General features: G+C 73.6%; 18 protein-coding genes. 12 read left to right on the top strand and 6 right to left on the bottom strand.

All coding sequences use genetic code 11. From position 1 onward, the window contains the following. The first annotated feature begins 20 nt into the window (after positions 1 to 20). The 3 genes from GFH29_RS18240 to GFH29_RS18230 are packed head-to-tail and all read left to right on the top strand — an operon-like array spanning position 21 to position 3,419. A complete protein-coding gene (locus GFH29_RS18240; RefSeq protein WP_153325169.1) occupies positions 21 to 227 on the top strand; it encodes a heavy-metal-associated domain-containing protein in 207 nt (68 codons plus the stop codon). Next, positions 224 to 1,183, top strand: a complete 960-nt coding sequence (locus GFH29_RS18235; protein WP_153325168.1) for a hypothetical protein — start codon at positions 224 to 226, stop codon at positions 1,181 to 1,183. Before GFH29_RS18240 ends, GFH29_RS18235 begins: the two co-directional genes overlap by 4 nt. Next, positions 1,137 to 3,419 (top strand): heavy metal translocating P-type ATPase, encoded by a 2,283-nt coding sequence (locus GFH29_RS18230; RefSeq protein WP_153325167.1) that lies wholly within the window; start codon positions 1,137 to 1,139, stop codon positions 3,417 to 3,419. The genes GFH29_RS18235 and GFH29_RS18230 overlap by 47 nt, the downstream gene beginning before the upstream one ends. A 34-nt stretch (positions 3,420 to 3,453) precedes the next feature. Here the strand turns inward: GFH29_RS18230 and GFH29_RS18225 are convergent, their stop codons facing one another. Continuing rightward, positions 3,454 to 4,506: a hypothetical protein gene (locus tag GFH29_RS18225; RefSeq protein WP_153325166.1), complete on the bottom strand. Its 1,053-nt coding sequence runs from the start codon at positions 4,504 to 4,506 to the stop codon at positions 3,454 to 3,456. Positions 4,507 to 4,558: 52 nt separating this feature from the next. Here GFH29_RS18225 and GFH29_RS18220 point away from each other — a divergent pair, with 52 nt between their 5' ends. From GFH29_RS18220 to GFH29_RS18195, 6 genes are all read left to right on the top strand, one after another. Continuing rightward, entirely contained in the window at positions 4,559 to 5,446 is an 888-nt protein-coding gene (locus tag GFH29_RS18220; protein WP_153325165.1) for an NUDIX hydrolase, read from the top strand. 248 nt (positions 5,447 to 5,694) lie between these two features. Beyond that, positions 5,695 to 6,801 (top strand): phosphate ABC transporter substrate-binding protein PstS, encoded by a 1,107-nt coding sequence (pstS, locus tag GFH29_RS18215; RefSeq protein ID WP_153325164.1) that lies wholly within the window; start codon positions 5,695 to 5,697, stop codon positions 6,799 to 6,801. 109 nt (positions 6,802 to 6,910) lie between these two features. After that, the gene (gene pstC, locus GFH29_RS18210) at positions 6,911 to 7,864 is read left to right on the top strand and encodes a phosphate ABC transporter permease subunit PstC (protein ID WP_153325163.1); all 954 of its coding nucleotides are present in this window, start codon (positions 6,911 to 6,913) and stop codon (positions 7,862 to 7,864) included. Between the two features lie 6 nt (positions 7,865 to 7,870). Next, complete coding sequence (pstA, locus tag GFH29_RS18205; RefSeq protein ID WP_153325162.1) at positions 7,871 to 8,944, top strand: phosphate ABC transporter permease PstA; 1,074 nt, start codon at positions 7,871 to 7,873, stop codon at positions 8,942 to 8,944. Between the two features lie 36 nt (positions 8,945 to 8,980). After that, positions 8,981 to 9,760 (top strand): phosphate ABC transporter ATP-binding protein PstB, encoded by a 780-nt coding sequence (gene pstB, locus GFH29_RS18200; protein WP_153325161.1) that lies wholly within the window; start codon positions 8,981 to 8,983, stop codon positions 9,758 to 9,760. Between the two features lie 305 nt (positions 9,761 to 10,065). Next, entirely contained in the window at positions 10,066 to 11,055 is a 990-nt protein-coding gene (locus GFH29_RS18195) for a hypothetical protein (RefSeq protein WP_228387606.1), read from the top strand. A 160-nt stretch (positions 11,056 to 11,215) separates the two neighbouring features. Here GFH29_RS18195 and GFH29_RS18190 read toward each other — a convergent pair whose 3' ends face one another. The 3 genes from GFH29_RS18190 to GFH29_RS18180 all read right to left on the bottom strand — a co-directional run bounded on the left by GFH29_RS18190 (position 11,216) and on the right by GFH29_RS18180 (position 15,103). Continuing rightward, complete coding sequence (locus GFH29_RS18190) at positions 11,216 to 12,223, bottom strand: inorganic phosphate transporter (RefSeq protein WP_153325160.1); 1,008 nt, start codon at positions 12,221 to 12,223, stop codon at positions 11,216 to 11,218. A gap of 4 nt (positions 12,224 to 12,227) precedes the next feature. After that, positions 12,228 to 12,845: a DUF47 domain-containing protein gene (locus GFH29_RS18185; protein WP_228387605.1), complete on the bottom strand. Its 618-nt coding sequence runs from the start codon at positions 12,843 to 12,845 to the stop codon at positions 12,228 to 12,230. A 107-nt stretch (positions 12,846 to 12,952) separates the two neighbouring features. Beyond that, positions 12,953 to 15,103: an RNA degradosome polyphosphate kinase gene (locus GFH29_RS18180; RefSeq protein WP_153325159.1), complete on the bottom strand. Its 2,151-nt coding sequence runs from the start codon at positions 15,101 to 15,103 to the stop codon at positions 12,953 to 12,955. A 92-nt stretch (positions 15,104 to 15,195) separates the two neighbouring features. On the opposite strand from GFH29_RS18180, the gene GFH29_RS18175 reads away from it, so the two are divergent. Beyond that, on the top strand, positions 15,196 to 16,365 hold the full coding sequence (locus GFH29_RS18175) for an alpha/beta hydrolase (RefSeq protein WP_228387604.1): 1,170 nt from the start codon (positions 15,196 to 15,198) through the stop codon (positions 16,363 to 16,365). Positions 16,366 to 16,372: 7 nt separating this feature from the next. On the opposite strand, the gene rfbA is transcribed toward GFH29_RS18175, so the two are convergent. Beyond that, positions 16,373 to 17,242 carry a glucose-1-phosphate thymidylyltransferase RfbA gene (gene rfbA, locus GFH29_RS18170; protein WP_153325158.1) on the bottom strand — a complete coding sequence of 290 codons (870 nt, stop codon included), beginning with the start codon at positions 17,240 to 17,242 and terminating at the stop codon, positions 16,373 to 16,375. A gap of 49 nt (positions 17,243 to 17,291) precedes the next feature. On the opposite strand from rfbA, the gene rfbB reads away from it, so the two are divergent. Together rfbB and GFH29_RS18160 are read left to right on the top strand one after the other, a co-directional pair. After that, positions 17,292 to 18,290, top strand: a complete 999-nt coding sequence (gene rfbB / locus GFH29_RS18165; protein WP_153325157.1) for a dTDP-glucose 4,6-dehydratase — start codon at positions 17,292 to 17,294, stop codon at positions 18,288 to 18,290. A 2-nt stretch (positions 18,291 to 18,292) separates the two neighbouring features. Further along, the gene (locus tag GFH29_RS18160; RefSeq protein WP_228387603.1) at positions 18,293 to 19,684 is read left to right on the top strand and encodes a sugar nucleotide-binding protein; all 1,392 of its coding nucleotides are present in this window, start codon (positions 18,293 to 18,295) and stop codon (positions 19,682 to 19,684) included. Between the two features lie 119 nt (positions 19,685 to 19,803). On the opposite strand, the gene GFH29_RS18155 is transcribed toward GFH29_RS18160, so the two are convergent. Next, entirely contained in the window at positions 19,804 to 22,251 is a 2,448-nt protein-coding gene (locus GFH29_RS18155) for a hypothetical protein (RefSeq protein ID WP_153325155.1), read from the bottom strand. Positions 22,252 to 22,282: the final 31 nt, after the last annotated feature.

Here is a 22,282-nt window from a genome sequence, read left to right as displayed (position 1 = left end):
CTTCACGAGGAGCACCCGACATGAGCGAGACCACCACCTGGACCGTGACCGGCATGACCTGCGGGCACTGTGAGGCCTCGGTGCGCGAGGAGATCTCCGAGCTCCCCGGCGTCACCGCGGTCGAGGCCCACCACCAGACCGGCGAGGTCGTCGTCACCAGCGACGCACCGCTCGACCGGGCCGCCGTCGCGGCCGCGGTCGAGGAGGCCGGCTACGCGCTGACATGAGCACCCCGGCCCGCATCGGCGCCTTCGTCGCCGCCCTCGCCGTCGTCTTCGGCCTCGCCCTCGGCGTGGGTACGGCGGTCGGTCCCTGGGAGGACGAGCCCGCCCGGTCCGCCGGGCACGGCCACGCCGAGGACGCGGAGGACGCGGCCCACGGCGGCGACCACGGGGACGAGCACGGCAGCGGCGACGCCACGAGCGCACAGGCCGCGGTCGCCGGGCTCGCGGTGAGCGCCGACGGGCACACCCTGGTGCTCGCCGAGCCGATCACGTCGCCGGGTCGCCAGCAGCTCGCCTTCACCGTGACCGACGCCGACGGCGAGCCGGTCACGGCGTACGACGAGGCGCACGAGCGCGACCTGCACCTGATCGTGGTGCGCCGCGACCTCACCGGCTTCCAGCACGTCCACCCGCGGCTGCGCGCCGACGGCACCTGGACGGTCCCGGTGGACCTGACCACGGGCGCCTGGCGGGTGCTGGCCGACTTCACCCCGACCGGCGGCGGGCCGCTGGTGCTCGGAGCCGACCTGCTGGTCGGCGGCGACTACACCCCGGAGCGGCTCGGCGCCGACACGCGCCGCGACCGGGTCGACGGCTACGAGGTGACGCTGGACGGTGCGCTGCCGGTGGGTCGCGAGGCCCCGGTGAGCCTCACGGTCTCCCGCGACGGCGCGGGCGTGCGCGACCTGCAGCCGTACCTCGGCGCGCACGGACACCTGGTGGTGCTGCGCGAGGGCGACCTGGGCTACCTGCACGCGCACCCCGCCGACGTCGAGAGCTCCGGGCCGGGGATCACGTTCGACACCACGTTCCCGAGCGCGGGCCGCTACCGCCTCTTCCTGGACTTCAAGCACGCCGGCGTCGTGCACACCGCGGTGTTCACGGTGAGCGTCGGCACGGAAGGAGGACCCGATGGGTCCGAGCAGCCCCACCACGACGACTCCGGGCACGGGCACTGACCTGCCGAGCACCGACACCGAGCTGGCGATCACGGGGATGACCTGTGCGTCGTGCGCGAACCGCATCGAGCGCAAGCTCAACAAGCTCGACGGCGTCACCGCGACGGTCAACTACGCCACCGAGAAGGCGCGGGTCACGCACCCGCCCTCGGTCGGCACCGACGTGCTGCTCGCGACCGTCGAGGCGGCCGGCTACTCCGCGACCGTGCCGCAGGTCGCCTCCCGCGGCTCCGACGCGGGCGCCGCCGCGAACGAGGACCCCGCCGAGCGCGAGCTCGCCTCGCTGCGCCAGCGGTTGGTCGTCTCCGCGCTGCTCACCGTGCCGGTGGTCGCGCTGGCGATGGTGCCGGCCTGGCAGTTCGACGGCTGGCAGTGGATCTCGCTGACCCTCGCCTCCCCGGTCGCGGTGTGGGGCGCGTGGCCCTTCCACCGCGCAGCCTGGGCCAACCTGCGCCACGGGTCCACCACCATGGACACCCTGGTCTCGGTCGGCGTGATCGCGGCGTACACCTGGTCGGTGGTCGCGCTGGTGTGGGGCAGCGCCGGCGAGATCGGCATGACCCACCCGTTCCGGATCGCCGTGGAGCGCACCGACGGGATGGGCAACATCTACCTCGAGGCGGCCACCGGGGTGACCACCTTCCTGCTTGCCGGGCGCTGGTTCGAGAAGCGCTCCAAGCGCCGCGCCGGCGCCGCGCTGCGCGCGCTGCTCGACCTGGGCGCCAAGGACGTCGCGGTGCTGCGCGGCGCGCCGGGCGCCGAGACCGAGGTGCGGGTGCCGGCCGAGGAGCTGAGCGTCGGCACCCGGTTCGTGGTGCGCCCCGGCGAGAAGCTCGCCACCGACGGCGTCGTGGAGTCCGGCACCTCCGCCATCGACGCCTCGATGCTCACCGGCGAGCCGGTGCCGGTCGAGGTCGGTCCGGGCGATGAGGTCGTCGGCGGCTGCGTCAACGCCGGCGGGCGCCTCGTCGTCCGCGCCACCCGGGTCGGCAGCGACACCCAGCTGGCCCAGATGGCCCGGCTGGTCGAGGAGGCCCAGGCCGGCAAGGCCTCGGTGCAGCGGCTGGCCGACCGGGTCTCCGGGGTCTTCGTTCCGGTCGTGATCGCGCTGTCCGTCGCCACCCTCGGCTTCTGGCTCGGCACCGGCGTCGCGACCTCCGCGGCGTTCACCGCCGCCGTGGCGGTGCTGATCATCGCCTGCCCGTGCGCGCTCGGCCTGGCCACGCCCACTGCGCTGCTGGTCGGCACCGGCCGGGGCGCCCAGCTCGGCATCCTGATCCGCGGGCCGGAGGTGCTGGAGTCCACCCGCCAGGTCGACACCGTCGTGCTCGACAAGACCGGGACCGTCACCACCGGCGTCATGGCCCTGGTCGAGGTGGTCGCCGACGGGGCCGCCGAGGAGGAGGTACGCCGTACCGCCGCCGCGCTGGAGTCGGGCTCGGAGCACCCGATCGCGCGGGCCGTGGTGGCCGGCGCCGAGGGGCCGCTGCCGGCGGTGGAGGGCTTCGCCAACGTCCCCGGGCTCGGGGTCAGCGGCACGGTGGCCGGGCGCGAGGTGGTCGTCGGACGGCCCGCGCTGCTCGCCGAGCGCGGGCTCGAGGTGCCCGCGACCCTGGAGGCCGCGCTGGACCGGGCCCGCGCCGCCGGCCGCACCCCGGTCGTGGTCGGCTGGGAGGGCCGCGCCCGCGGGGTGCTGGTCGTCTCCGACGAGGTCAAGGAGACCTCCGCCGAGGCAGTCGCCGAGCTGCGCCGCCTGGGGCTGCGCCCGTTGCTGCTCACCGGCGATCACGAGCAGAGCGCCCGCGCCGTCGCCGACGCCGTCGGGATCGACGAGGTGATCGCCGACGTGCTCCCGGCCGACAAGGTCGACGTCGTACGACGCCTGCAGGAGCAGGGCCGGGTCGTGGCGATGGTCGGCGACGGCGTCAACGACGCGGCCGCGCTGGCCCAGGCCGACCTCGGCATCGCGATGGGCACCGGCACCGACATCGCCATCGAGGCCAGCGACCTGACCCTGGTGCGCGGCGACCTGCGGGTGGCCGCCGATGCGGTGCGGCTCTCGCGGCGCACGCTGGCCACGATCCGGGGCAACCTGTTCTGGGCGTTCGGCTACAACGTCGCCGCGCTGCCGCTGGCCGCGGCGGGGTTGCTCACCCCGATGCTGGCCGGGGCGGCGATGGCGCTGTCGTCGGTGTTCGTGGTCTCCAACAGCCTGCGGCTGCGGCGCTTCCGCTGAGCCCGCCGTCCCGCCGCGGGTCCGCAGGTGGGGGTCAGCAGGTGGCGAACAGGACCGGGCCGGTGCTGAGGTCGGAGAAGACGGCGGCGCCGTCCACGGGCTCGAGGTCGAGGCGCACCAGGGTGCCGTCGGCGCTGACCTGCCCGAGCTCGAAGCGCTCGGCGAAGGTGCCGCCCTGGCCCGGCGCCGGCCCCGCGGCGAGCACCGCGCGGGCGTCGGCGTTGCGCCGGGCGCGCTCGTCGTCCTCGAAGGACATCGCCACCACCAGGTCGCGCCCGGGGTGCACCGCCATCGCGAAGGCGCGCACCGGGCTGATCCGGCCGGCCTCCTCGACCAGCCGGTCGGCGCTGGCCTGGTCGACCTCGTCGGCCTGGCTCATCGCCAGCGCCGTGCAGGTGTGCCGCCCGGTGTAGACGGCCGCGGTGAGCACGTCCCCGGCGGCGCCGACCACCTCGTCGAGCTCCTCGGGGGCGCCGAGGTCGCCGGCCAGCACCCCCTCGAGGTGGGCCGCGTTGTCACTGGTGCGGACCAGGCCGGCGTCGGCGTCGAGCGCGACGTACTGGAGCACGGGGGAGCCGGTCTCGCCGGTCTCCGCGGAGATGGTGGCGACCAGCTCCTCGCCGCCGTGCCACACACCGTCCTCCTCCTCGGGGCGCTCGTAGCCCAGGTCGGCGAGCCGGTCGGCGAGGTCGTCGACGTCGGCGTCCTCGCCCAGGGCGGCGACCACCAGCACGCCGTCCTCGGCCTGCGCGAGCAGCTCCCACTCCAGGTCCGCAGGGGACCAGCCGTAGCTCGAGCGCAGCAGCTCGGCGGACTCCTCCAGCGCCGAGGCGGTGCTCAGGTCGGCGTCGTACCCGTCGTCGAGCAGCGTGCGCAGCGCCTGGGCCGACGGGTCCTCGGGGGCGTCGAGCTCGCGCCGTACGGCTGCCCAGTCGGTGAAGGAGTAGCGCTCCGCGGGGGCGGCCAGGTCGAGGGCGCGGGCCAGGTCGCTGCGGTGCGCGTCGCGCCACCAGCGCACGCCCACCACGGCGAGCGTGGCGACCACGAGCACGGCGACCACCCCGACCACCATCCATCGCCTGCGCACCCGGCGACCCTAGCGACCGGGGACCACTCGGCGGGTGCCCCACACTGGATCCATGGTGCAGCCTCGCGAGGTGTTCTCGGCCGGTGCCGTCGTCTTCCGACCCGGGCGGCAGGTGCTCCTCGTGCACCGCGCGCGCTACGACGACTGGTCCTTCCCCAAGGGCAAGCTGGACCCGGGGGAGCACCGCACCGCCGCCGCGGTCCGCGAGGTGGAGGAGGAGACCGGCCTGCGGGTGCGGCTCGGGGCGCCGCTGGGCCGGCAGCGCTACCCGATCAGCGGCGGGCGCACCAAGGTCGTGGACTACTGGTGCGGGCGGGTGCTGGGCGACGACGACGTCAGCGGCTACGCGCGCAACGACGAGATCGACGACGTCGCGTGGGTCGGGATCGACGAGGCGCTGCGGCAGCTGACCTATCCCTTCGACCGCGACACGCTGCGCGAGGCCGCCCCGCGGCGCCACCGCACCGAGGCGCTCGTCGTGCTGCGCCACGCCGAGGCGCGCGCCCGCAAGAGCTGGCCCGGCGAGGACGCCGTCCGCCCGCTGACCGACGCGGGACGACACGACGCCGCCGCGCTGGTGCCGCTCCTGGCGGCGTACGACGTGGGCGAGGTGGTGAGCTCGAGCGCGACCCGCTGCGTCGAGACCGTCGCGCCGTACGCCGCCGCGCGCGGAGCCCTCGGTGCCCGCGGCAGCGAGCCGCGGCTGCTCGACGAGCTGACCGAGGAGCGGGCCACCGAGGCCGATGTCCTCCGCACCGTGGAGGAGGTCGTCGGTGTCATCGGCGAGCGGCGCGTGGGCGCGGTGCTGTGCACCCACCGCCCGGTGCTGCCGCTGGTGTTCGAGGCCCTCGGCGTACCCGACCCCGGGCTGGCGAAGGGCGCGATGCTCGTGGCGCACCTGCGTCACGGGCGGGTCGTGGCCATCGAGCGGCTGCCGTAGCCGGTGGGGCGGGGGCTCCAGACCGCCCTGGGGAGATAGTCCGACACACAGCGGTCGTGTTTCGGCCGAAACACGACCGCTGTGTGTCGGACTATCCGTCCGGGGGCCTGCCCGGACCCGCGGGCCCGGCCGAGTGTGACCGACCCGCCGGGAGCCGTTCACCCGTCGTTCACCAACGCCCCAGGGTCCGGACACCTCGACTGCCTAGCGTCGATGACGTCAACAGTCGAGGAATCAGGAGTCACGGAGTGAACCGAACCTCCCTGCGCCGGGCGCTCGTGCCGGGTGCTGCAGCTCTGGCGATCGCGCTCAGCGGGTGCGCGGCCGCCAACGACACGGGGGCCTCCACCTCCGAATCCGATCTGGCCGGCAACCTCGCCGGCGGCGGCGCCTCCTCCCAGGAGGCTGCGCAGGCTGCGTGGATGGCGGGCTTCTCGCTCGCGCACCCCGACGTCACCGTCACCTACGACCCGATCGGCTCCGGCGGAGGCCGGGAGAACTTCATCTCCGGGGCGTTCCCCTTCGCGGGCTCCGACGCCTACCTGACCGACGACGAGGGCGAGCTCAGCGCCGCCACCGAGCGGTGCAACGGCACCGCCCCGATCGAGATCCCCGACTACGTCTCGCCGATCGCGGTGATCTACAACCTCGAGGGCGTCGACGACCTCCAGCTCTCCCCGCAGACCCTCGCCGGCATCTTCGCCGGCACCATCACCAGCTGGGACGACAAGGCGATCGCCGCCGACAACCCGGGCGTCGACCTGCCCAAGGCCCCGATCAACGCGGTGCACCGCTCGGATGAGTCCGGCACCACTGAGAACTTCACCGACTACCTCGACGCGGTCGCGCCGAAGGTGTGGACCGAGGGTCCGCTGGAGGTCTGGCCCGAGCAGTACGGCGGGGAGGGCGCGCAGGGCACCTCGGGCGTGGTGTCCGCGGTCAAGGAGGGCACGAACTCCATCGGCTACGCCGACGCCAGCCAGGCCCAGGGCCTCGGCGTCGCGAAGATCAAGGTCGGCGGTGACTACGTCGCCCCGACCGACACCGCCGCCGCGCGGATCCTCGAGGTCTCCCCGCGGGTCGAGGGCCGCGACGCCAACTCGGTGGTCTTCGACCTCGACCACCAGACCGACGAGGCCGGGACCTACCCGATCGTGCTGGTCTCCTACCTCCTGGCCTGCGACAACTACGACAGCGACGACGCCGAGGCCGGCAAGCTGACCAAGGCCTACCTCGAGTACGTCCTCAGCGACGAGGGCCAGCAGCAGGGTGCCGAGGAGGCCGGCTCCGCGCCGCTGGCCGAGGGCCTGCGCAAGGAGGTCACCGCGATCGTCGACGGCATCACCGTCGACTGATCGACCTGCGTCCGCTCGAGGGTCCGCGCCCGGGAGGGCCCGGACCCTCGGGTGCGTGAACCACACGAGTCACTTCAGCACCACGAAAGCCACAGAAGAAGGGCACCAGGTGTCGACCACCCCCACGCGCACTCCCACGCGCACCCCGTCGCGGGCGTCCTCGGGGACCTCCACGCGTCGCGGTGACGCGGTGTTCGCGGGCCTGGCCCGCGGCGCGGGCCTGCTCATCGTCCTCGCGCTCGCCGGCGTCGCGATCTTCCTGATCGTCGAGGGCGCCCCGGCGCTGGGCGCCGACCAGGGGCAGCTCTACGGCAAGGAGAGCCTGACCCTCTACGTCTGGCCGCTGCTCTACGGCACCCTGCTCGCGGCGCTGCTGGCGATCCTGATCGCGGCCCCGCTCGCGATCGGGCTGGCGCTGGTGATCTCCCACTACGCGCCGCGCCGCATCGCCCGCACGCTCGGCTACCTGGTGGACCTGCTCGCCGCCGTGCCCTCGGTGGTGTTCGGCCTGTGGGGCATCCAGGTGCTGGCGCCGACGATCTTCCCGGCGTACCAGTGGCTGGCCGACCACCTGGGCTTCCTGCCGTTCTTCGAGGGCCCGGCGACCACGGGACGCACCATCCTCACCGCTGCGATCGTGCTGGCGGTGATGGCGCTGCCGATCATCACCGCGATCTGCCGCGAGGTGTTCCTGCAGACCCCGCGCATGCACGAGGAGGCGGCGCTGGCGCTCGGGGCGACCCGCTGGGAGATGATCCGGATGACGGTCTTCCCCTACGCCCGCTCCGGCATCATCTCCGGGATCATGCTCGGCCTCGGGCGCGCGCTCGGCGAGACGATGGCCGTCGCGATGGTGCTCTCGGTCAGCGGCGCGGTCACGGTCAACCTGATCTCCTCGCAGAACCCTTCCACGATCGCGGCCAACATCGCGCTCAACTTCGGCAACGCCTCCGGCATGAAGATCAACGTGCTGATCTTCAGCGGCCTGGTGCTGTTCGTCGTCTCGTTCATCGTCAACTTCCTCGGTCGCTGGGTCGCCGCCCGTGGCCAGGTGAAGGGCTGAGCCGCCATGACCGACACCCTGACCCCGGTCGAGGACGACCGCGGCTCGCTCCCGCTGCAGGCGCCGCAGCTCCCGTCGTACGCGCCCCTGCTCGCGGCGCTCATCTGCTTCGGCCTCTCCGGGCTCGCCGGGCTGCTGCTCGGCTGGGGCCCGATCGCGATCGTGCTGCTCGGCTGGGTGCTGCTCGTGCTCGGCCTGCCGGCGTGGTCCTCGGCGGTCGAGGGCAGCCGCAAGGCCACCGACCGGCTGGTGACCACGGTCGCCTGGTCGGTCTTCGCGCTGGCGATGGTGCCGCTGGTCAGCCTGGTCTATGAGGTGATCAGCCGCGGGTACGGCGTGCTCTCGGCGCAGTTCTTCACCTACGACATGCGCGGCGTGCTCGGCGAGGGCGGCGGGATCTACCACGCGCTGATGGGCACGCTGATCATCACCGCGCTGGCGACGATCATCTCGGTGCCGATCGGCGTGCTGGCCGCGGTCTACCTGGTCGAGTACGGCGCCAAGAGCCGGCTGGCGCGGATGATCACGTTCCTGGTGGACGTGATGACCGGCATCCCCTCGATCGTGGCCGGCCTGTTCGCGTTCGCGCTGTTCACGCTGATCTTCGGGCCCGGGGTGCGCTTCGGCATCGGCGGCGCGGTCGCCTTGTCGGTGCTGATGGTGCCGACGGTGGTGCGCTCGACCGAGGAGATGCTCAAGCTGGTGCCGGCCGAGCTCCGCGAGGCGTCGTACGCCCTGGGCGTGCCGAAGTGGCGCACGATCGTCAAGGTCGTGCTGCCCACCGCGCTGGGCGGCATCGTCACCGGCGTGACGCTGGCGATCGCGCGCGTCGCCGGCGAGACCGCCCCGCTGCTGATCATCGTCGGCAGCACCACCGCGCTGAACCTCAACCCGTTCGACGGGCGGATGTCGACGCTGCCGGTCTTCATCTACAGCTCGGTGACGACCGGCGGCAAGTACAACCTCGAGCAGCTCGACCGGGCCTGGGGCGCCGCGCTGGTGCTCGTCGCGATCGTGATGCTGCTCAACCTGCTGGCCCGGGCGATCGGCGCGCTGTTCGCGCCCAAGACCGGCCGCTGACCCCCGTTCTTCGACACTGATCCAAGGAACCCACTGATGGCCAAGAGCATCGACGTCTCGGACCTGAACATCTACTACGGCGACTTCCTCGCCGTGCAGGGCGTCAACATGACGATCCGGGCCCGCGCGGTCACCGCCTTCATCGGCCCCTCCGGCTGCGGCAAGTCGACCTTCCTGCGCTCGCTGAACCGGATGCACGAGGTGATCCCCGGCGCCCGCGTCGAGGGCAAGGTGATGGTCGACGGGCAGTCGCTCTACGACCCCGGCATCGACCCGGTCGCCGTACGCCGCCAGATCGGGATGGTCTTCCAGCGGCCCAACCCGTTCCCGACGATGTCGATCTATGACAACGTCCTGGCCGGCAACAAGCTGAACTCGAAGCGGATGAAGAAGGCCGAGGCCGACGACATCGTCGAGCGCTCGCTGCGCGGCGCCAACCTGTGGAACGAGGTCAAGGACCGCCTCACCAAGCCCGGCATGGGCCTCTCCGGCGGCCAGCAGCAGCGCCTCTGCATCGCCCGCGCGATCGCCGTGGAGCCGCAGATCCTGCTGATGGACGAGCCCTGCTCCGCCCTCGACCCGATCTCCACCTCCGCGATCGAGGACCTGATCCACGAGCTCAAGTCCGACTACACGATCGTCATCGTCACCCACAACATGCAGCAGGCCGCCCGCGTCTCCGACGACACCGGCTTCTTCAACCTCAAGGGCGCCGGCCAGCCGGGCCACCTGGTGGAGTTCAACCCCACCAAGAAGATGTTCACCAACCCCGACAACGAGTCGACCGAGGCGTACATCTCGGGTCGGTTCGGGTGATCTAGGTCCCGCGGGGGTGGGGGTGTTCGGCGGGCTGAGGGGATAGTCCGCCACACCACTGTCGTGTTTTGCTCATTTCTCGACACCTGTGTGGCGGACTATCCCGCCCGACAGCCGTGACAGCCGTCTGAGAGGGCGAGCCCGGGCCACCCGTCGTCCCCAACCCGCCCTCCCGGTCGTACGCCGGGGGAGCCTGTGGGCGAGGCGCACGGGAGGGGCCGCGCCGGACGCAGGCTCGGCGGGTGCGGCGAGTCGAACGAGCAGGTCCAGGTGTCCACCCGGGCCACCCCGACGTGGTGGTCCCGGTGCCGATCGACCCCACCGGGCAGTCGGGGCCGACCCCGGGGCAGGCACGCGGCCGGCGATGGCGGCGTACCTCGGCGGGGATGTACGTGCCCGCCGACGTAGACAGCGGCCGGGTCGAGCAGCGGATCGTCGAGGCCGCGGCCGTGCTCGGGCCCCACGGAGCGGTCACGGGGTGGGCGGCGCTCTGCTGGTCGGGGGCCCGGTGGTTCGACGGGAGCGACGGCCGGCCGGTGGTCATCGCGACCCACGTCAACCTCCGCCCGGATCCTCGCTGGGTCCCGTGCAAGGAGGGGATCGACCCGCGCGACCACGACCGGGTCGACGGCCTGCCGGTCACGACCGCCGTGCGCTCGGTGTGCTTCGAGGCGCGGCACGCCCCGGACGTCGCCACCGCGGTCGTGGCGCTCGACATGGCGGCGTACTCCGACCTGGCCTCGTTAGAGGAGTGCCGGGTCTACACCCAGTGGCGCCTGCGCACCTGGACCGGAGTTCCCCAGCTGCGCGCGGCGCTGGTCCTGGCCGATGAGAACTCCTGGGCGCCCACCGAGTCGGCGATGCGCCTGGTGTGGACCGACGCCGGCGGGATGCCCCGGCCGTTGTGCAATCGGCCGGTCTTCGACCTCGACGGACGACACCTCGGCACCCCCGACCTGATCGATGCGGAGCTCGGCGTCGTGGGGGAGTACGACGGCAAGGACCACTTCTCCAGCGCCCGTCGGGCCCGCGACCTGACTCGTGAGGAGAGGTTCCGCACCCACGGGCTCGAGCCGGTGACGATGGTGGGGGCCGACCTCGCAGACCCGGCCGCGTTCGTTGCCCGGCTGCGCGCGGCGTACCAGCGCGCCTCGCGGCGTCCGGCGGCCGAACGCCGCTGGACCCTGGCCCAGCCCCGTCGGTGGATCCCGACCGAGACCGTCGCCCAGCGCCGCGCGCTCGACCCCTGGGACCGTGCGCGGCTGCTGCGGCACCGGCGCGCCGAGAGCAGGTAGTCCGACACATGAGTGTCGTGAAAACGGGGATTCACGACACTCATGTGTCGGACTATCCGGATCGACCCGGGAAGACCTGACCCCGAGCACCCCACAACACACAAGGACCGCCGGTCACCCGGCGGCCCTTGTGTCCCACGTGGTCAGTGCGGTCAGTGCCTCACGGCAGCTGGAAGACGTACTTGCAGATCCAGTACAGGATCGCCGCGACCGCGCCGGCCATCGGGAAGGTCAGGACCCAGGCGGCGACGATGGAGCGGGCGACGCCCCAGCGGACGGCGGAGAAGCGCTTGGTGGCGCCGGCACCCATCACCGCGGAGGTGATCGTGTGGGTGGTGGAGATGGGGGCCTCGAAGGCGAACGCGGTGGTGTAGAGGACACCGGCGGCGATCGTCTCGGAGGCGAAGCCGCGGGCCGGGTCGAGGTGGATGATGCGGCGCCCGAGGGTGCGCATGATCCGCCAGCCACCGGCCCAGGTGCCGGCCGAGATGGCGGCCGCCGCGGCGAGGATGACCCACAGCGGCAGGCTGTCGTCGGCGCTGGCGTAGCCACCGGTGAGCAGCGCCAGGAAGATGACGCCCATCGTCTTCTGGGCGTCCTGCAGGCCGTGGCCGAGCGCCATCGCGGCCGCGGAGACGGTCTGGGCGATGCGGAACCCGCGCTGGGTGCGGTGCGGGTTGCGGCGCCGGAAGATCCACATGATCGCGAGCATGAACGCGAACGCGGCCATGAAGCCGAAGATCGGCGAGGCGATCATCGGGAGCAGGACCTTGTCGATGATCGCGCTCCACTTCACGACCGAGCCGGACGCCAGCGCGGCGCCGACCAGGCCGCCGATGAGGGCGTGGGAGGAGGAGGAGGGCAGGCCGTAGTACCAGGTCACCAGGTTCCAGGTGATGGCACCGAGCAGGCCGGCCATCACGATGACCAGGCCGTGTGAGTTCTCGGTGACGGAGATGACTCCGGCGACGGTGTTGGCGATCTCCTGGCCGAGGAAGGCGCCGACGAAGTTCATGACGGCGGCCATGCCGAGCGCGACCCGAGGGGTCAGCGCGCGCGTCGAGACGGACGTGGCGATCGCGTTGGCGGCGTCGTGGAACCCGTTGGTGTAGTCGAAGACCAGGGCGACGACGACGACCGCGATGACCAGCGCGAGGGTTGCGGACACGCGCTCAGGACTCCTTGACGGCGATCTGCTCCACCGTGTTGGCGACCTTCTCGAAGGCGTCGATCGCTTCCTCGAGGGACTCGATGATGTCCTTGAGCTTGAGTACGTCGATCGTCTTGTACTCGCCGCTGAACAGGTGGGCCAGGATCCGGCGGTGGTTCTTGTCGCCGGTGTTCTCGAGGCGGTTGATCTCGATCCAGTAGTCCGACAGGGACCCCGGGTCGGTCAGCTTCGGCATCGCCTGGGCGGTGAGCTCGGCGCACCGCTGGAGCACCTCGACCTGCTCGGAGACCCGCGGCGGGAGCTCGTGGACCTCGTAGAGCAGGATCATGTCGACGACCTCGTCCATCAGGTCCATGACGTCGTCGAGGTCCGAGCCGAGGGAGTAGATGTCCTCCCGGTCGAACGGCGTGACGAAGGTGCTGTTGACCTTCTTGAACAACGAGTGCGTGGTCTCGTCGGCGGCGTGCTCGGCGTCGCGCATCTTCTGCGCCACGGCCTCGCGCTCGTCGCCGGCGGAGAGCATCTGCGCGAGCAGATCGGCTCCGGTGACGAGGTGGGTGGCCGACTCGGTGAAGAGGTCGTAGAACGCATTGTCGACGGGGCGGAATCGCAAACCCACGGAATACTCCTGGAGAGGCGGAGAAGAACGGACTCATGCTAGGGGGTGCCCGGTCCACGCTGGCAAACCAGACCCCCCGGGTGCGGGCGGCGCGAGCCCGCCTGCTCTCATCCCGCCGTACGCCGTGCGCGGCGACGCGTGATCAGCGTCTCCTGCAGGTGCCGGGGCCCGGCGTGGTGGGTCCACTCCCCGTCGGGTCCCAGCTCCCACGCCGCGGCGTCCGAGGCGAACGCGAGGTCGAAGATCTGCCCGACGTCGGCGATCGCGTCGGCGCGCGGGAGCCGTACCAGCACTTCGACGCGCCGGTCCAGGTTGCGGTGCATCATGTCCGCCGAGCCGATCCAGGCGACCGGCTCCCCGCCGTTCTCGAAGGCGAAGATCCGGCTGTGCTCGAGGAACCGCCCGAGCACCGAGCGCACCTCGATGGTCTCCGACAGTCCCGGTACGCCGGGGCGCAGCGCGCAGATGCCGCGCACCAGCAGCTGCACCGGCACTCCGGCCTGGGAGGCGAGGTAGAGCGCGTCGATGATCGTCTCGTCGACCACCGAGTTGGCCTTGAACCGGATGCGCGCCGGGCGCCCGTCGCGGTGGTGGGCGATCTCGCGGTGGATCTGCTCGATCAGCCCGGCCCGCACGTTGTCGGGGGCGACCAGCAGCTCCTCGTACGACGCGTTGCGCGACCAGCCGGAGAGGTTGTTGAACAGGTGCGCGACGTCCTCGCCGATGGTCTCGTCGGTGGTGAGCAGCCCGATGTCCTCGTAGGTGCGCGAGGTCTTGGGGTTGTAGTTGCCGGTGCCGATGTGGGTGTAGCGCCGGATGCCGTCGGGCTCCTCGCGCACCACCATCGCCAGCTTGCAGTGGGTCTTCAGCCCGACCAGCCCGTAGACGACGTGGCAGCCGGCCTGCTCGAGCTGGCGGGCCCAGCGGATGTTGGCCTCCTCGTCGAAGCGGGCCTTGATCTCCACGATCACCAGCACCTGCTTGCCGGCCTCCGCGGCGTCGACGAGGGCGTCGATGATCGGGGAGTCGCCGGAGGTGCGGTAGAGCGTCTGCTTGATCGCCAGCACGTGCGGGTCGGCGGCGGCCTGCTCGAGGAAGCGCTGCACCGAGGTCGCGAACGAGTCGTACGGATGGTGCAGGAGTACGTCGCGGCGCCGCAGCGACTTGAACACGTCGACCGGCGCGGCCGACTCCACCTCGGCGAGGTAGGGGTGGGTGGTGGGCACGAACGCGGGGTACTTCAGCTCCTCGCGGTCCAGGTCGGCGATGCCGTGCAGGCCGCGCAGGTCCAGCGGCCCGGGCAGCCGGACCACCTCCTGCTCGGAGACGCCGAGCTCGGAGACCAGCAGCGCGAGCACCGAGGAGGAGATCGACTCCTCCACCTCCAGGCGCACCGGCGGGCCGAAACGGCGGCGCAGCAGCTCCTTCTCCAGGGCGGCGAGGAGGTTCTCGGCGTCGTCCTCCTCGACCTCGAGGTCCTCGTTGCGGGTGACGCGGAAGGTGTGCACCTCCAGCACGTCCATGCCCGGGAAGAGCCGCTTGAGGTGCTCGCGGATGACGTCCTCCAGCGGCACGAAGCGCTGGTTGCCCAGCGGCACGAAGCGGGCGAAGATCGGCGGCACCTTGACCCGGGCGAAGTGCTGCTTGCGGGTCTTGGGGTTGCGGATCAGCACCGCGAGGTTGAGCGAGAGCCCGGAGATGTAGGGGAACGGGTGCGCCGGGTCGACGGCCAGCGGGGTCAGCACCGGGAAGATCCGGTCCTTGAACAGCCGCTTGCAGGTGCGCTGCTCCTCGCGGTCGAGGTCGTCCCAGCGCACCAGCTGGATGCCCTCCTCGGCGAGCTGGGGCACCACCTGCTCGCGGAACACCCGCGCCTGGCGCAGCGACAGCTCGCGCGCGGTCTGCCAGATCGCCTCGAGGGTCTCGCGCGGCATCATCCCGGAGGCGGCGCGGACCGCGAGCCCGGCGGCGATGCGCCGCTTCAGCCCGGCCACGCGGACCATGAAGAACTCGTCGAGGTTGCTGGTGAAGATGGCCAGGAACCGGGTCCGCTCCAGCAGTGGCAGGGTCGGGTCCTCGGCGAGCTCGAGCACCCGCTGGTTGAACTTAAGCCAGCTGAGCTCGCGGTCGAGGAACCGGTCGTCGAAGCCCTCGACCGCCGCGATCGCCTCGTGGTCGGGCTCGTACGGCGGCTCGACGTCGAACGGCTCCTCCGGCGGGGCATCGGAGGGCGCGGTCGGGGAGAGCTCGGCGGACATGGGTCGAGTGTGGCACCGCCTGTTGAACACCGGGAGTCCATCTGTCGACCGCGGGCTGCCCGAACGGCGGTACCCGTGGGTAGGTTGCCGATGTGACCCGCGACACGACCACGCCGTTCCTGCTCGATCCGCCGACCCGGCCGGTACGCCGCGCCGCCCGCGCCCGGCTCGCGCCGGTGCTGGCCCGGGCCGAGGCCGCGGCCTTCGCCGGGGCGCTGAACCTGCCCGCGCGGGTGCAGCGGGTGCTCGCCGGGGCGCCGGTGGTGCGCGAGGGCCAGACGCTCGCGGTCGACACCCAGCTGATGCTGCGCCTGCAGCAGGTGGCGCGCGAGCCGGCCGCGGAGTCGCTGCCGGTCGCGGCCGGGCGCCGCGCCATCGTGCGCCAGTCCCGGCTGGCCGGCGGCCGGCCCGGCGTCGGCGGCGTACGCGACCTGCGGCTGGGGGAGGCGGGCGAGCCGTCCGCGCCGCGGGCGCGGCTCTACACCCCCACCGGCCACCCGTCGCTGACCCGGCAGGGCTGGGCGCCCGGCACGCCCAGTCCGCTGCTGGTGTTCTTCCACGGCGGCGGCTTCATCTACGGCGACCTGGAGTCCCACGACGCTTCCTGCCGGCTGCTGGCCGAGCACTCCGGGGTGCGGGTGCTCGCGGTGGACTACCGGCTCGCGCCGGAGGCGCCGTTCCCCGCGGCGTACGACGACTGCGTGGCGGCGTATCGCTGGGTCGTCGAGCACGCCGCCGACCCGGACGCGGGCCTGGACGTCGACCTGGAGCGGATCGCCGTCGGCGGCGACTCTGCCGGCGGCAACCTGGCGGCCTCGGTGGCGATCGCGGCGGCGCGCGAGGGGCTGCCGCTGGCCTTCCAGCTGCTGGTCTACCCGATGGCCGACGGGGAGGGGCGGATGGCGAGCCGCCGCACCTTCGGCTCGGGGTTCTTCCTCAGCTCGGAGTTCATGGACCTGGCGACGTCGAGCTATCTGCCGGACCCCGCGACCCGCGCCGACCCGCGGATCTCGCTGCTGCACGCCGACCTGCCCGCCGGGCTGGCCCCGGCCTACGTCGCCACCGCCGGCTTCGACCCGCTGCGCGACGAGGGGGAGGCCTACGCCGAGCGCCTGGCCGCCGCCGGCGTACCCGTGCAGACCCGCCGCTTCGCCGACCAGATCCACGGCTTCTTCAACGTCGTCGGCGCCGGGCGCACCGCCCGCGCCGCGCACCGGGAGATCGCGGGGGTGCTGGGCAACGCGCTGCGGCCCTCGAGGTAGTTGCGGCTCAGCGACCCTCGTCCAGCAACCGCGACAGATACGCGCCGTACCCGCTCTTGGTGAGGGCGGCGGCCCGCTCGGCGAGCTGGTCGTCGTCGATGAGGCCCATCCGCCAGGCGACCTCCTCGGGGGCGCCGATCTTCTGGCCCTGCCGCTGCTCGATCGCGCGGACGAAGTCGCTGGCGTTGGCGAGGTCGTCGAAGGTGCCGGTGTCCAGCCACGCGGCGCCGCGGGGGAGCACCTCGACGTGCAGGCGGCCCTGCTCGAGGTAGCGCCGGTTGAGGTCGGTGATCTCGAGCTCGCCGCGCGCGGAGGGCTTGAGGTCGCGCGCGATCTCGACCACCCCCGCGTCGTAGAAGTACAGCCCGGGCACCACATAGCTGCTGCGCGGGCGCTCGGGCTTCTCCTCCAACGACAGCGCCAGCCCGGAGTCGTCGAACTCCACCACCCCGTACGCCGTGGGGTCGGCGACCCGGTAGCCGAAGACCACCGCGCCGTCGACGTCGTGGAAGCGGCGCAGCCCGGTGCCGAGGCCCTCGCCGTAGAAGAGGTTGTCGCCCAACACCATCGCGACCGGCTCGGCGCCGATGTGCTGCTCGCCGATCAGGAACGCCTGGGCGAGGCCGTCCGGGCTGGGCTGCACCGCCCAGGAGATCTCGATCCCGAACTGCGAGCCGTCGCCGAGCAGCCGCCGGAACAGCTCGGCCTCGTGCGGCGTGGTGATCACCAGCACCTCGCGGATCCCGGCCAGCATCAGCGTCGAGAGCGGGTAGTAGATCATCGGCTTGTCATAGACCGGCAGCAGCTGCTTGCTGACGCCCAGCGTGATGGGGTGCAGCCGGGAGCCGGTCCCACCGGCGAGGATGATGCCGCGCATGCAGCGAACTGTAGGCACGACCCGGGCCCCCGTGCCTAGCATCGAGCGCATGGACCGCATCCTCGTGACCGGTGGCGCCGGCTTCATCGGCTCCAACTTCGTGCACCACCTCCTCGCGCGGACCGACGCGCGGGTCACCGTGCTGGACCGGCTGACCTACGCCGCCAGCCGCGAGGCGCTCGACGGGCTGCCGCCGGAGCGGGTCTCCCTGGTCGTCGGCGACGTGGCCGACGCCGCGGTCGTCGACCCGCTCGTCGCCGAGCACGACGCGGTGGTCCACTTCGCCGCGGAGTCGCACAACGACAACTCGCTGGCCGACCCCTCGCCGTTCATCCATACCAACCTGGTCGGCACCTTCACGCTGCTCGAGGCGGTCCGCAAGGCCGGCACCCGGCTCCACCACGTCTCCACCGACGAGGTGTACGGCGACCTCGCGCTCGACGACCCGCAGCGCTTCACCGAGGCCACGGCGTACAACCCCTCCAGCCCCTATTCCGCCACCAAGGCCGGCTCGGACCACCTGGTGCGCGCCTGGGTGCGCAGCTTCGGGGTGCGGGCGACGATCTCGAACTGCTCCAACAACTACGGCCCCTGGCAGCACGTGGAGAAGTTCATCCCGCGCCAGATCACCAACGTGCTCGCCGGCGGGCGGCCCAAGGTGTACGGCGCGGGGCTCAACGTGCGCGACTGGATCCACGCCGAGGACCACTCTGCCGCGGTGTGGACGATCCTCACCCGCGGCCGGATCGGGGAGACCTACCTGATCGGCGCCGACGGGGAGCGCACCAACCTCGAGGTGGTGCGCGCGATCCTGCGCCAGCTCGGGCGCGACGAGGACGACTTCGACCTGGTGGGCGACCGCGCCGGGCACGACCTGCGCTACGCGATCGACTCCACCAAGCTGCGCACCGAGCTCGGCTGGGCCCCGGCGTACCCCGACTTCGAGGCCGGGCTCGCCGCCACCGTCGAGTGGTACGCCGCGCACCAGGACTGGTGGGCCCCGCACAAGGGCGCGGTCGAGAGCGCCTACGCGGCGAAGGGGCAGTGAGCGTGGTCGAGACCCTCCGGGTCGAGGAGACCGCGATCCCCGGGCTGCTCGTGGTGCACCTGCCCGTGCACGCGGACTCCCGCGGCTGGTTCAAGGAGAACTGGCAGCGCGCGAAGATGACCGCCCTGGGGCTGCCGGACTTCGGGCCGGTGCAGAACAACATCTCCTTCAACGCCCGGCGCGGCGCCACCCGCGGCATCCATGCCGAGCCCTGGGACAAGCTGGTCTCGGTGGCGACCGGGCGGGTCTTCGGCGCGTGGGTGGACCTGCGCGCGGGGGAGAGCTTCGGGGCCACCTTCCACATCGAGCTGGGCCCGGGCACCGCGGTGTTCGTCCCGCGCGGGGTCGGCAACTCCTACCAGGCGCTGGAGGACGCCACGGCGTACTCCTACCTGGTCAACGAGCACTGGCGCCCCGGCACGACCTACCCCGCCGTCGCCCTCGACGACCCCGCGCTTGCGATCCCGTGGCCGGTGCCGCTCGCGGACGCCGACGTCTCCGAGAAGGACCGGAGCAACCCCACCCTCGACGCCGTCGAGCCGATGGCCCGGCGCCGCACCCTGGTGCTCGGCGGGCGCGGCCAGCTCGGGCAGGCGCTCGCCGCGGCGTTCCCCGGCGCCCACGTCGTGGGGCGCGACGAGCTCGACGTCACCGACCCCGAGGCGCTGGCCGCCTGGCCGTGGGGGGAGTACGACGTGGTGCTCAACGCCGCCGCGTGGACGGGCGTCGACGACGCCGAGACCCCCGCCGGGCGGGCCGGGGCGTGGGCCGCGAACGCCCAGGCGCCCGCCGCGCTGGCGCGGGTGGCCACCGAGCACCGGCTGACGCTGGTGCACTACTCCTCCGACTACGTCTTCGACGGCACCCGCGAGGTGCACGCCGAGGACGAGCCGCTCAGCCCCCTCGGCGTCTACGGGCAGACCAAGGCCGCGGGCGACGTCGCCGTCGCGACCACCCCGCGGCACTACCTGCTGCGCACCTCGTGGGTGGTCGGCGTCGGCGGCAACTTCGTGCGCACGATGCAGTCGCTGGCCGCCCGGGGCGTCTCGCCGAGCGTGGTCGACGACCAGATCGGCCGGCTGACGTTCACCACGGAGCTCGCCCGCGCCACCCGGCACCTGCTCGACGTCCGCGCGGCGTACGGCACCTATCACCTCAGCAACGCCGGCGAGCCGCTGTCGTGGGCCGGCATCGCGCGCGCGGTCTTCGAGCTCAGCGGCCGCTCCGGCGACGACGTGACGCCGGTGAGCACCGAGGAGTACGCCGCCGGCAAGGCGATGGCGCCCCGCCCGCGCCACAGCGTGCTCGACCTGACCCGGATCCGCGCCACCGGCTTCGAGCCGGAGGACCAGCTCATCGCGTTGCAGCGCTACTGCGCGGAGCCTCCGGGCTGAGGCGTGCTGGTGTCGGGGGAGGTAGTTCGTGACGTTAGGGACTGTGGATAACGCTTTCCACAGTCCCTAACGTCACGAACTACCCGCCGCGCCCCGCGAGCCGGGCGCAGCAGCCGACCTCAGACCTCCGGGCGCCACCGGCGCAGGAGCGCGGTGAACTCGACCGGGTCGACCATCTTCGCGTCGATGACCAGCGGCGGCATGGCGGGCCGCTCGAGGCGGGCCTCCCAGCCGGGCTCGCCGGGGGTGCCGGCGAGGGTGACGCGGGTGCGGGCGTCGGTGAGGTCGACGTGGTGGTGCTCGCCGTCGGCGCGCACCTCGACGGTGCCGTTGCCGATCCGCACGAAGCGGCGCGAGGTCAGCACCCGCACGCCGAGCAGCAGCAGCACGAGCGCGACGACGCCGCCGACCACCGCGGCGTCGTTGGCGACCCGACCGTCGATGAGGAGGTACGCCGTGGCGCCGGCCGCGGCGAGCGCGAGCAGCACCAGCAGCCAGCCGAAGACCCCGCCGCGTCGGCGCCGGTAGCGCACCGGCTTCCCCGTCGGCGCGCTGTCCGGGCGGACGGCGGCCGGGGCCTCCGGAGCCGCGGGTGCCGCGTGGCGCGGGGCGTGGCCGAGCAGCTGCTCGCGGGCCTCGGCCAGCTCGACGGCCAGCGCGGCGGCGCGCTCCTCGGCGACGATCCGGTCCTCGAGGGCGTACTGGGCGAGCTCGGCCTGGTGGCGCACCGAGGACTCGACGGCCTGGCGGTCGATGGCGCGCGCCTCGGCGGCGTCCTCGACCTCGGCGCGGGCCCGGGCGTGCTCGGCGGCGTCGCGCTCGGCGGCCTCGCAGGCGGCGAGCGCGGCGGCCAGCTCCTCGGTGCGGGCGGCCAGCTGCTCCTCGGCGCGCTGGCGGGCCTCGGTGGCCTGGGCGGCGAGGTCGGCGTGGGCCTGGGCCTCCTGCTCGGCGGCGACCCGGGCCACGACGGCCGCGGTCGCGACCTCCTCGGCCTCCAGGCGGGCGGCGTGGGCGGCGTCGAGGTCGGCGGCCAGCGCGCGGGCGGACTCCTCCGCGGCGACCCGGGCCTCGTGGGCGAGCCGGGCGGCGTCGCCGGCGCGTTCGGCGGCGGTGTGCGCGGCGCTCTCGCCGGCCGCGGCCTGCCCGGCCAGCGTGGCCTGCGCGGTGGCGGCGGCCTCGGCCTCGGTGCGGGCCACCAGCGCGGCGGCGGCCTGCTCGGCGGCGACCGCGGCGTCCTCCTCGGCGGCGAGCCGGGCCGCGTGCGCCTCCGCGGCCGCGTGGGCCTGGGCGGTGGCGGCCTCGTCCGCGGCGGTGCGGGCGGCGAAGGCCTCCTCGGCGGCATGCTCGGCGACCGCGCGGGCGTCGTACGCCGCCTGGGCGCGGCGGGCGTGCTCCGCGGCGGCGCTCTCGGCGGCCTGCCGGGCCTCGGCCTCGGCGCGGGCCAGCGCGCCGGCAGCGGCGGACTCGGTGTGCGCGGCCTGCTCGGCGGCGGCCGCCCGTCCGGCCAGCGCGGCCTGCTCGGTGGCGGCCCGCTCGGCGGCGCGGCGGGCCTCGTGGGCCTGGGCGGCGTCCACGGCGGCGGCGCCGGCAGCGTCCTCGGCGGCGGTGCGTGCGGCGTGCGCCTCCTGCGCAAGGCGGGCGTGCTCGGCGGCCGCCTCGTCGGCGGCGGCGCGCGCGATGGCCTGCTCAGCGGCGGTGGCCTCGGCGGCCTCGCGGGCGGCGGCCTGTTCGGCCGCGGCGGTCTCGGCGACCTGGCGCTCCCGGGCGGTCTCGGCCGTGCGCGCGAGGTGCTCCTCGGTGGCGGTGGCGGCGCTCGCGACGGCGGCGCGCAGCGCCTCCTCGGCGGTGGTGCGCTCGACCTGCGCCTGAGCGGCGACCGCGGCCTGGTCGGCGGCGACCTGCTCGGCCTCGCCGCGGGCGGTGTGGGCGGCCCCGGCCGCGGCGGCCGCCTCGCGGGCGGCCTCCTCGGCCTGGGTGCGGGCCTCGAGGGCGGCGCTGGCGGCGTCGGCCTGCGCGCTCGCGGCCTGCTCGGCGCGCTCACGCGCCTCCTCGGCAGTGCGGGCGGCGGACTCGGCCTGCTCGTGCAGGGCTGCAGCGGTCGCAGCGGCCTCGGCCTGGGCGCGGGCGGCCTGCTCGGCCTCCTCGCGCAGGCGGGCGGCATCGGTGGCGGCGGACTCGGCCGCGGCACGTTGCTCGGCGGCGCCCGCGGCCGCCTGCTCGGCGGCGGCGCGGGCCGCGAAGGCCTCCTCGACCGCGGCCGCACGCTCCGCGAGCGTCCGGTCGGCCGCCTCGCGGGCCGCGAGCGCCTCGCGCGCGGCGTCCTCGGCGACCAGCCGCTCGGCGTTCGCCTCCGCGGCGGCCAGCTCGGCGGAGCGGCGCAGCGCCGTGGCCTGCTCGGCGGCGGCCTGGGCCTCGCCGAGCCGCGCGGCGTACTCCTCGGGACTGAGGAGGGGAGCGGCCGGAGCAGCGGGTGGGGTGGGTCCAGAAGGCACAGTGGCCTTGTCGCGACGCCGCCAGCGGCGCCCGCCGGTCTGGTCGGATTCGTCGAGTGAGGTGGCCGCGTTCATCGGCGCTGAGCGTAGTCGAGCGCCTCCGCCC

The sequence above is a fragment of the Nocardioides sp. dk884 genome, assembly GCF_009557055.1.
In the GTDB taxonomy this organism is placed as follows: domain Bacteria; phylum Actinomycetota; class Actinomycetes; order Propionibacteriales; family Nocardioidaceae; genus Nocardioides.
The sequence above is the reverse complement of the archived record's forward strand: the minus strand, read 5'-3'. Positions and strand labels throughout refer to the sequence as shown.

Coding starts and splice junctions, on each gene's coding strand:
- GFH29_RS18240 (WP_153325169.1), top strand. CDS start 21: ATGAGCGAGACCACCACCTGGACCGTGACCGGCATGACCTGCGGGCAC.
- GFH29_RS18235 (WP_153325168.1), top strand. CDS start 224: ATGAGCACCCCGGCCCGCATCGGCGCCTTCGTCGCCGCCCTCGCCGTC.
- GFH29_RS18230 (WP_153325167.1), top strand. CDS start 1,137: ATGGGTCCGAGCAGCCCCACCACGACGACTCCGGGCACGGGCACTGAC.
- GFH29_RS18220 (WP_153325165.1), top strand. CDS start 4,559: ATGGTGCAGCCTCGCGAGGTGTTCTCGGCCGGTGCCGTCGTCTTCCGA.
- pstA (WP_153325162.1), top strand. CDS start 7,871: ATGACCGACACCCTGACCCCGGTCGAGGACGACCGCGGCTCGCTCCCG.
- pstB (WP_153325161.1), top strand. CDS start 8,981: ATGGCCAAGAGCATCGACGTCTCGGACCTGAACATCTACTACGGCGAC.
- GFH29_RS18180 (WP_153325159.1), bottom strand. CDS start 15,103: ATGTCCGCCGAGCTCTCCCCGACCGCGCCCTCCGATGCCCCGCCGGAG.
- rfbA (WP_153325158.1), bottom strand. CDS start 17,242: ATGCGCGGCATCATCCTCGCCGGTGGGACCGGCTCCCGGCTGCACCCC.
- rfbB (WP_153325157.1), top strand. CDS start 17,292: ATGGACCGCATCCTCGTGACCGGTGGCGCCGGCTTCATCGGCTCCAAC.
- GFH29_RS18155 (WP_153325155.1), bottom strand. CDS start 22,251: ATGAACGCGGCCACCTCACTCGACGAATCCGACCAGACCGGCGGGCGC.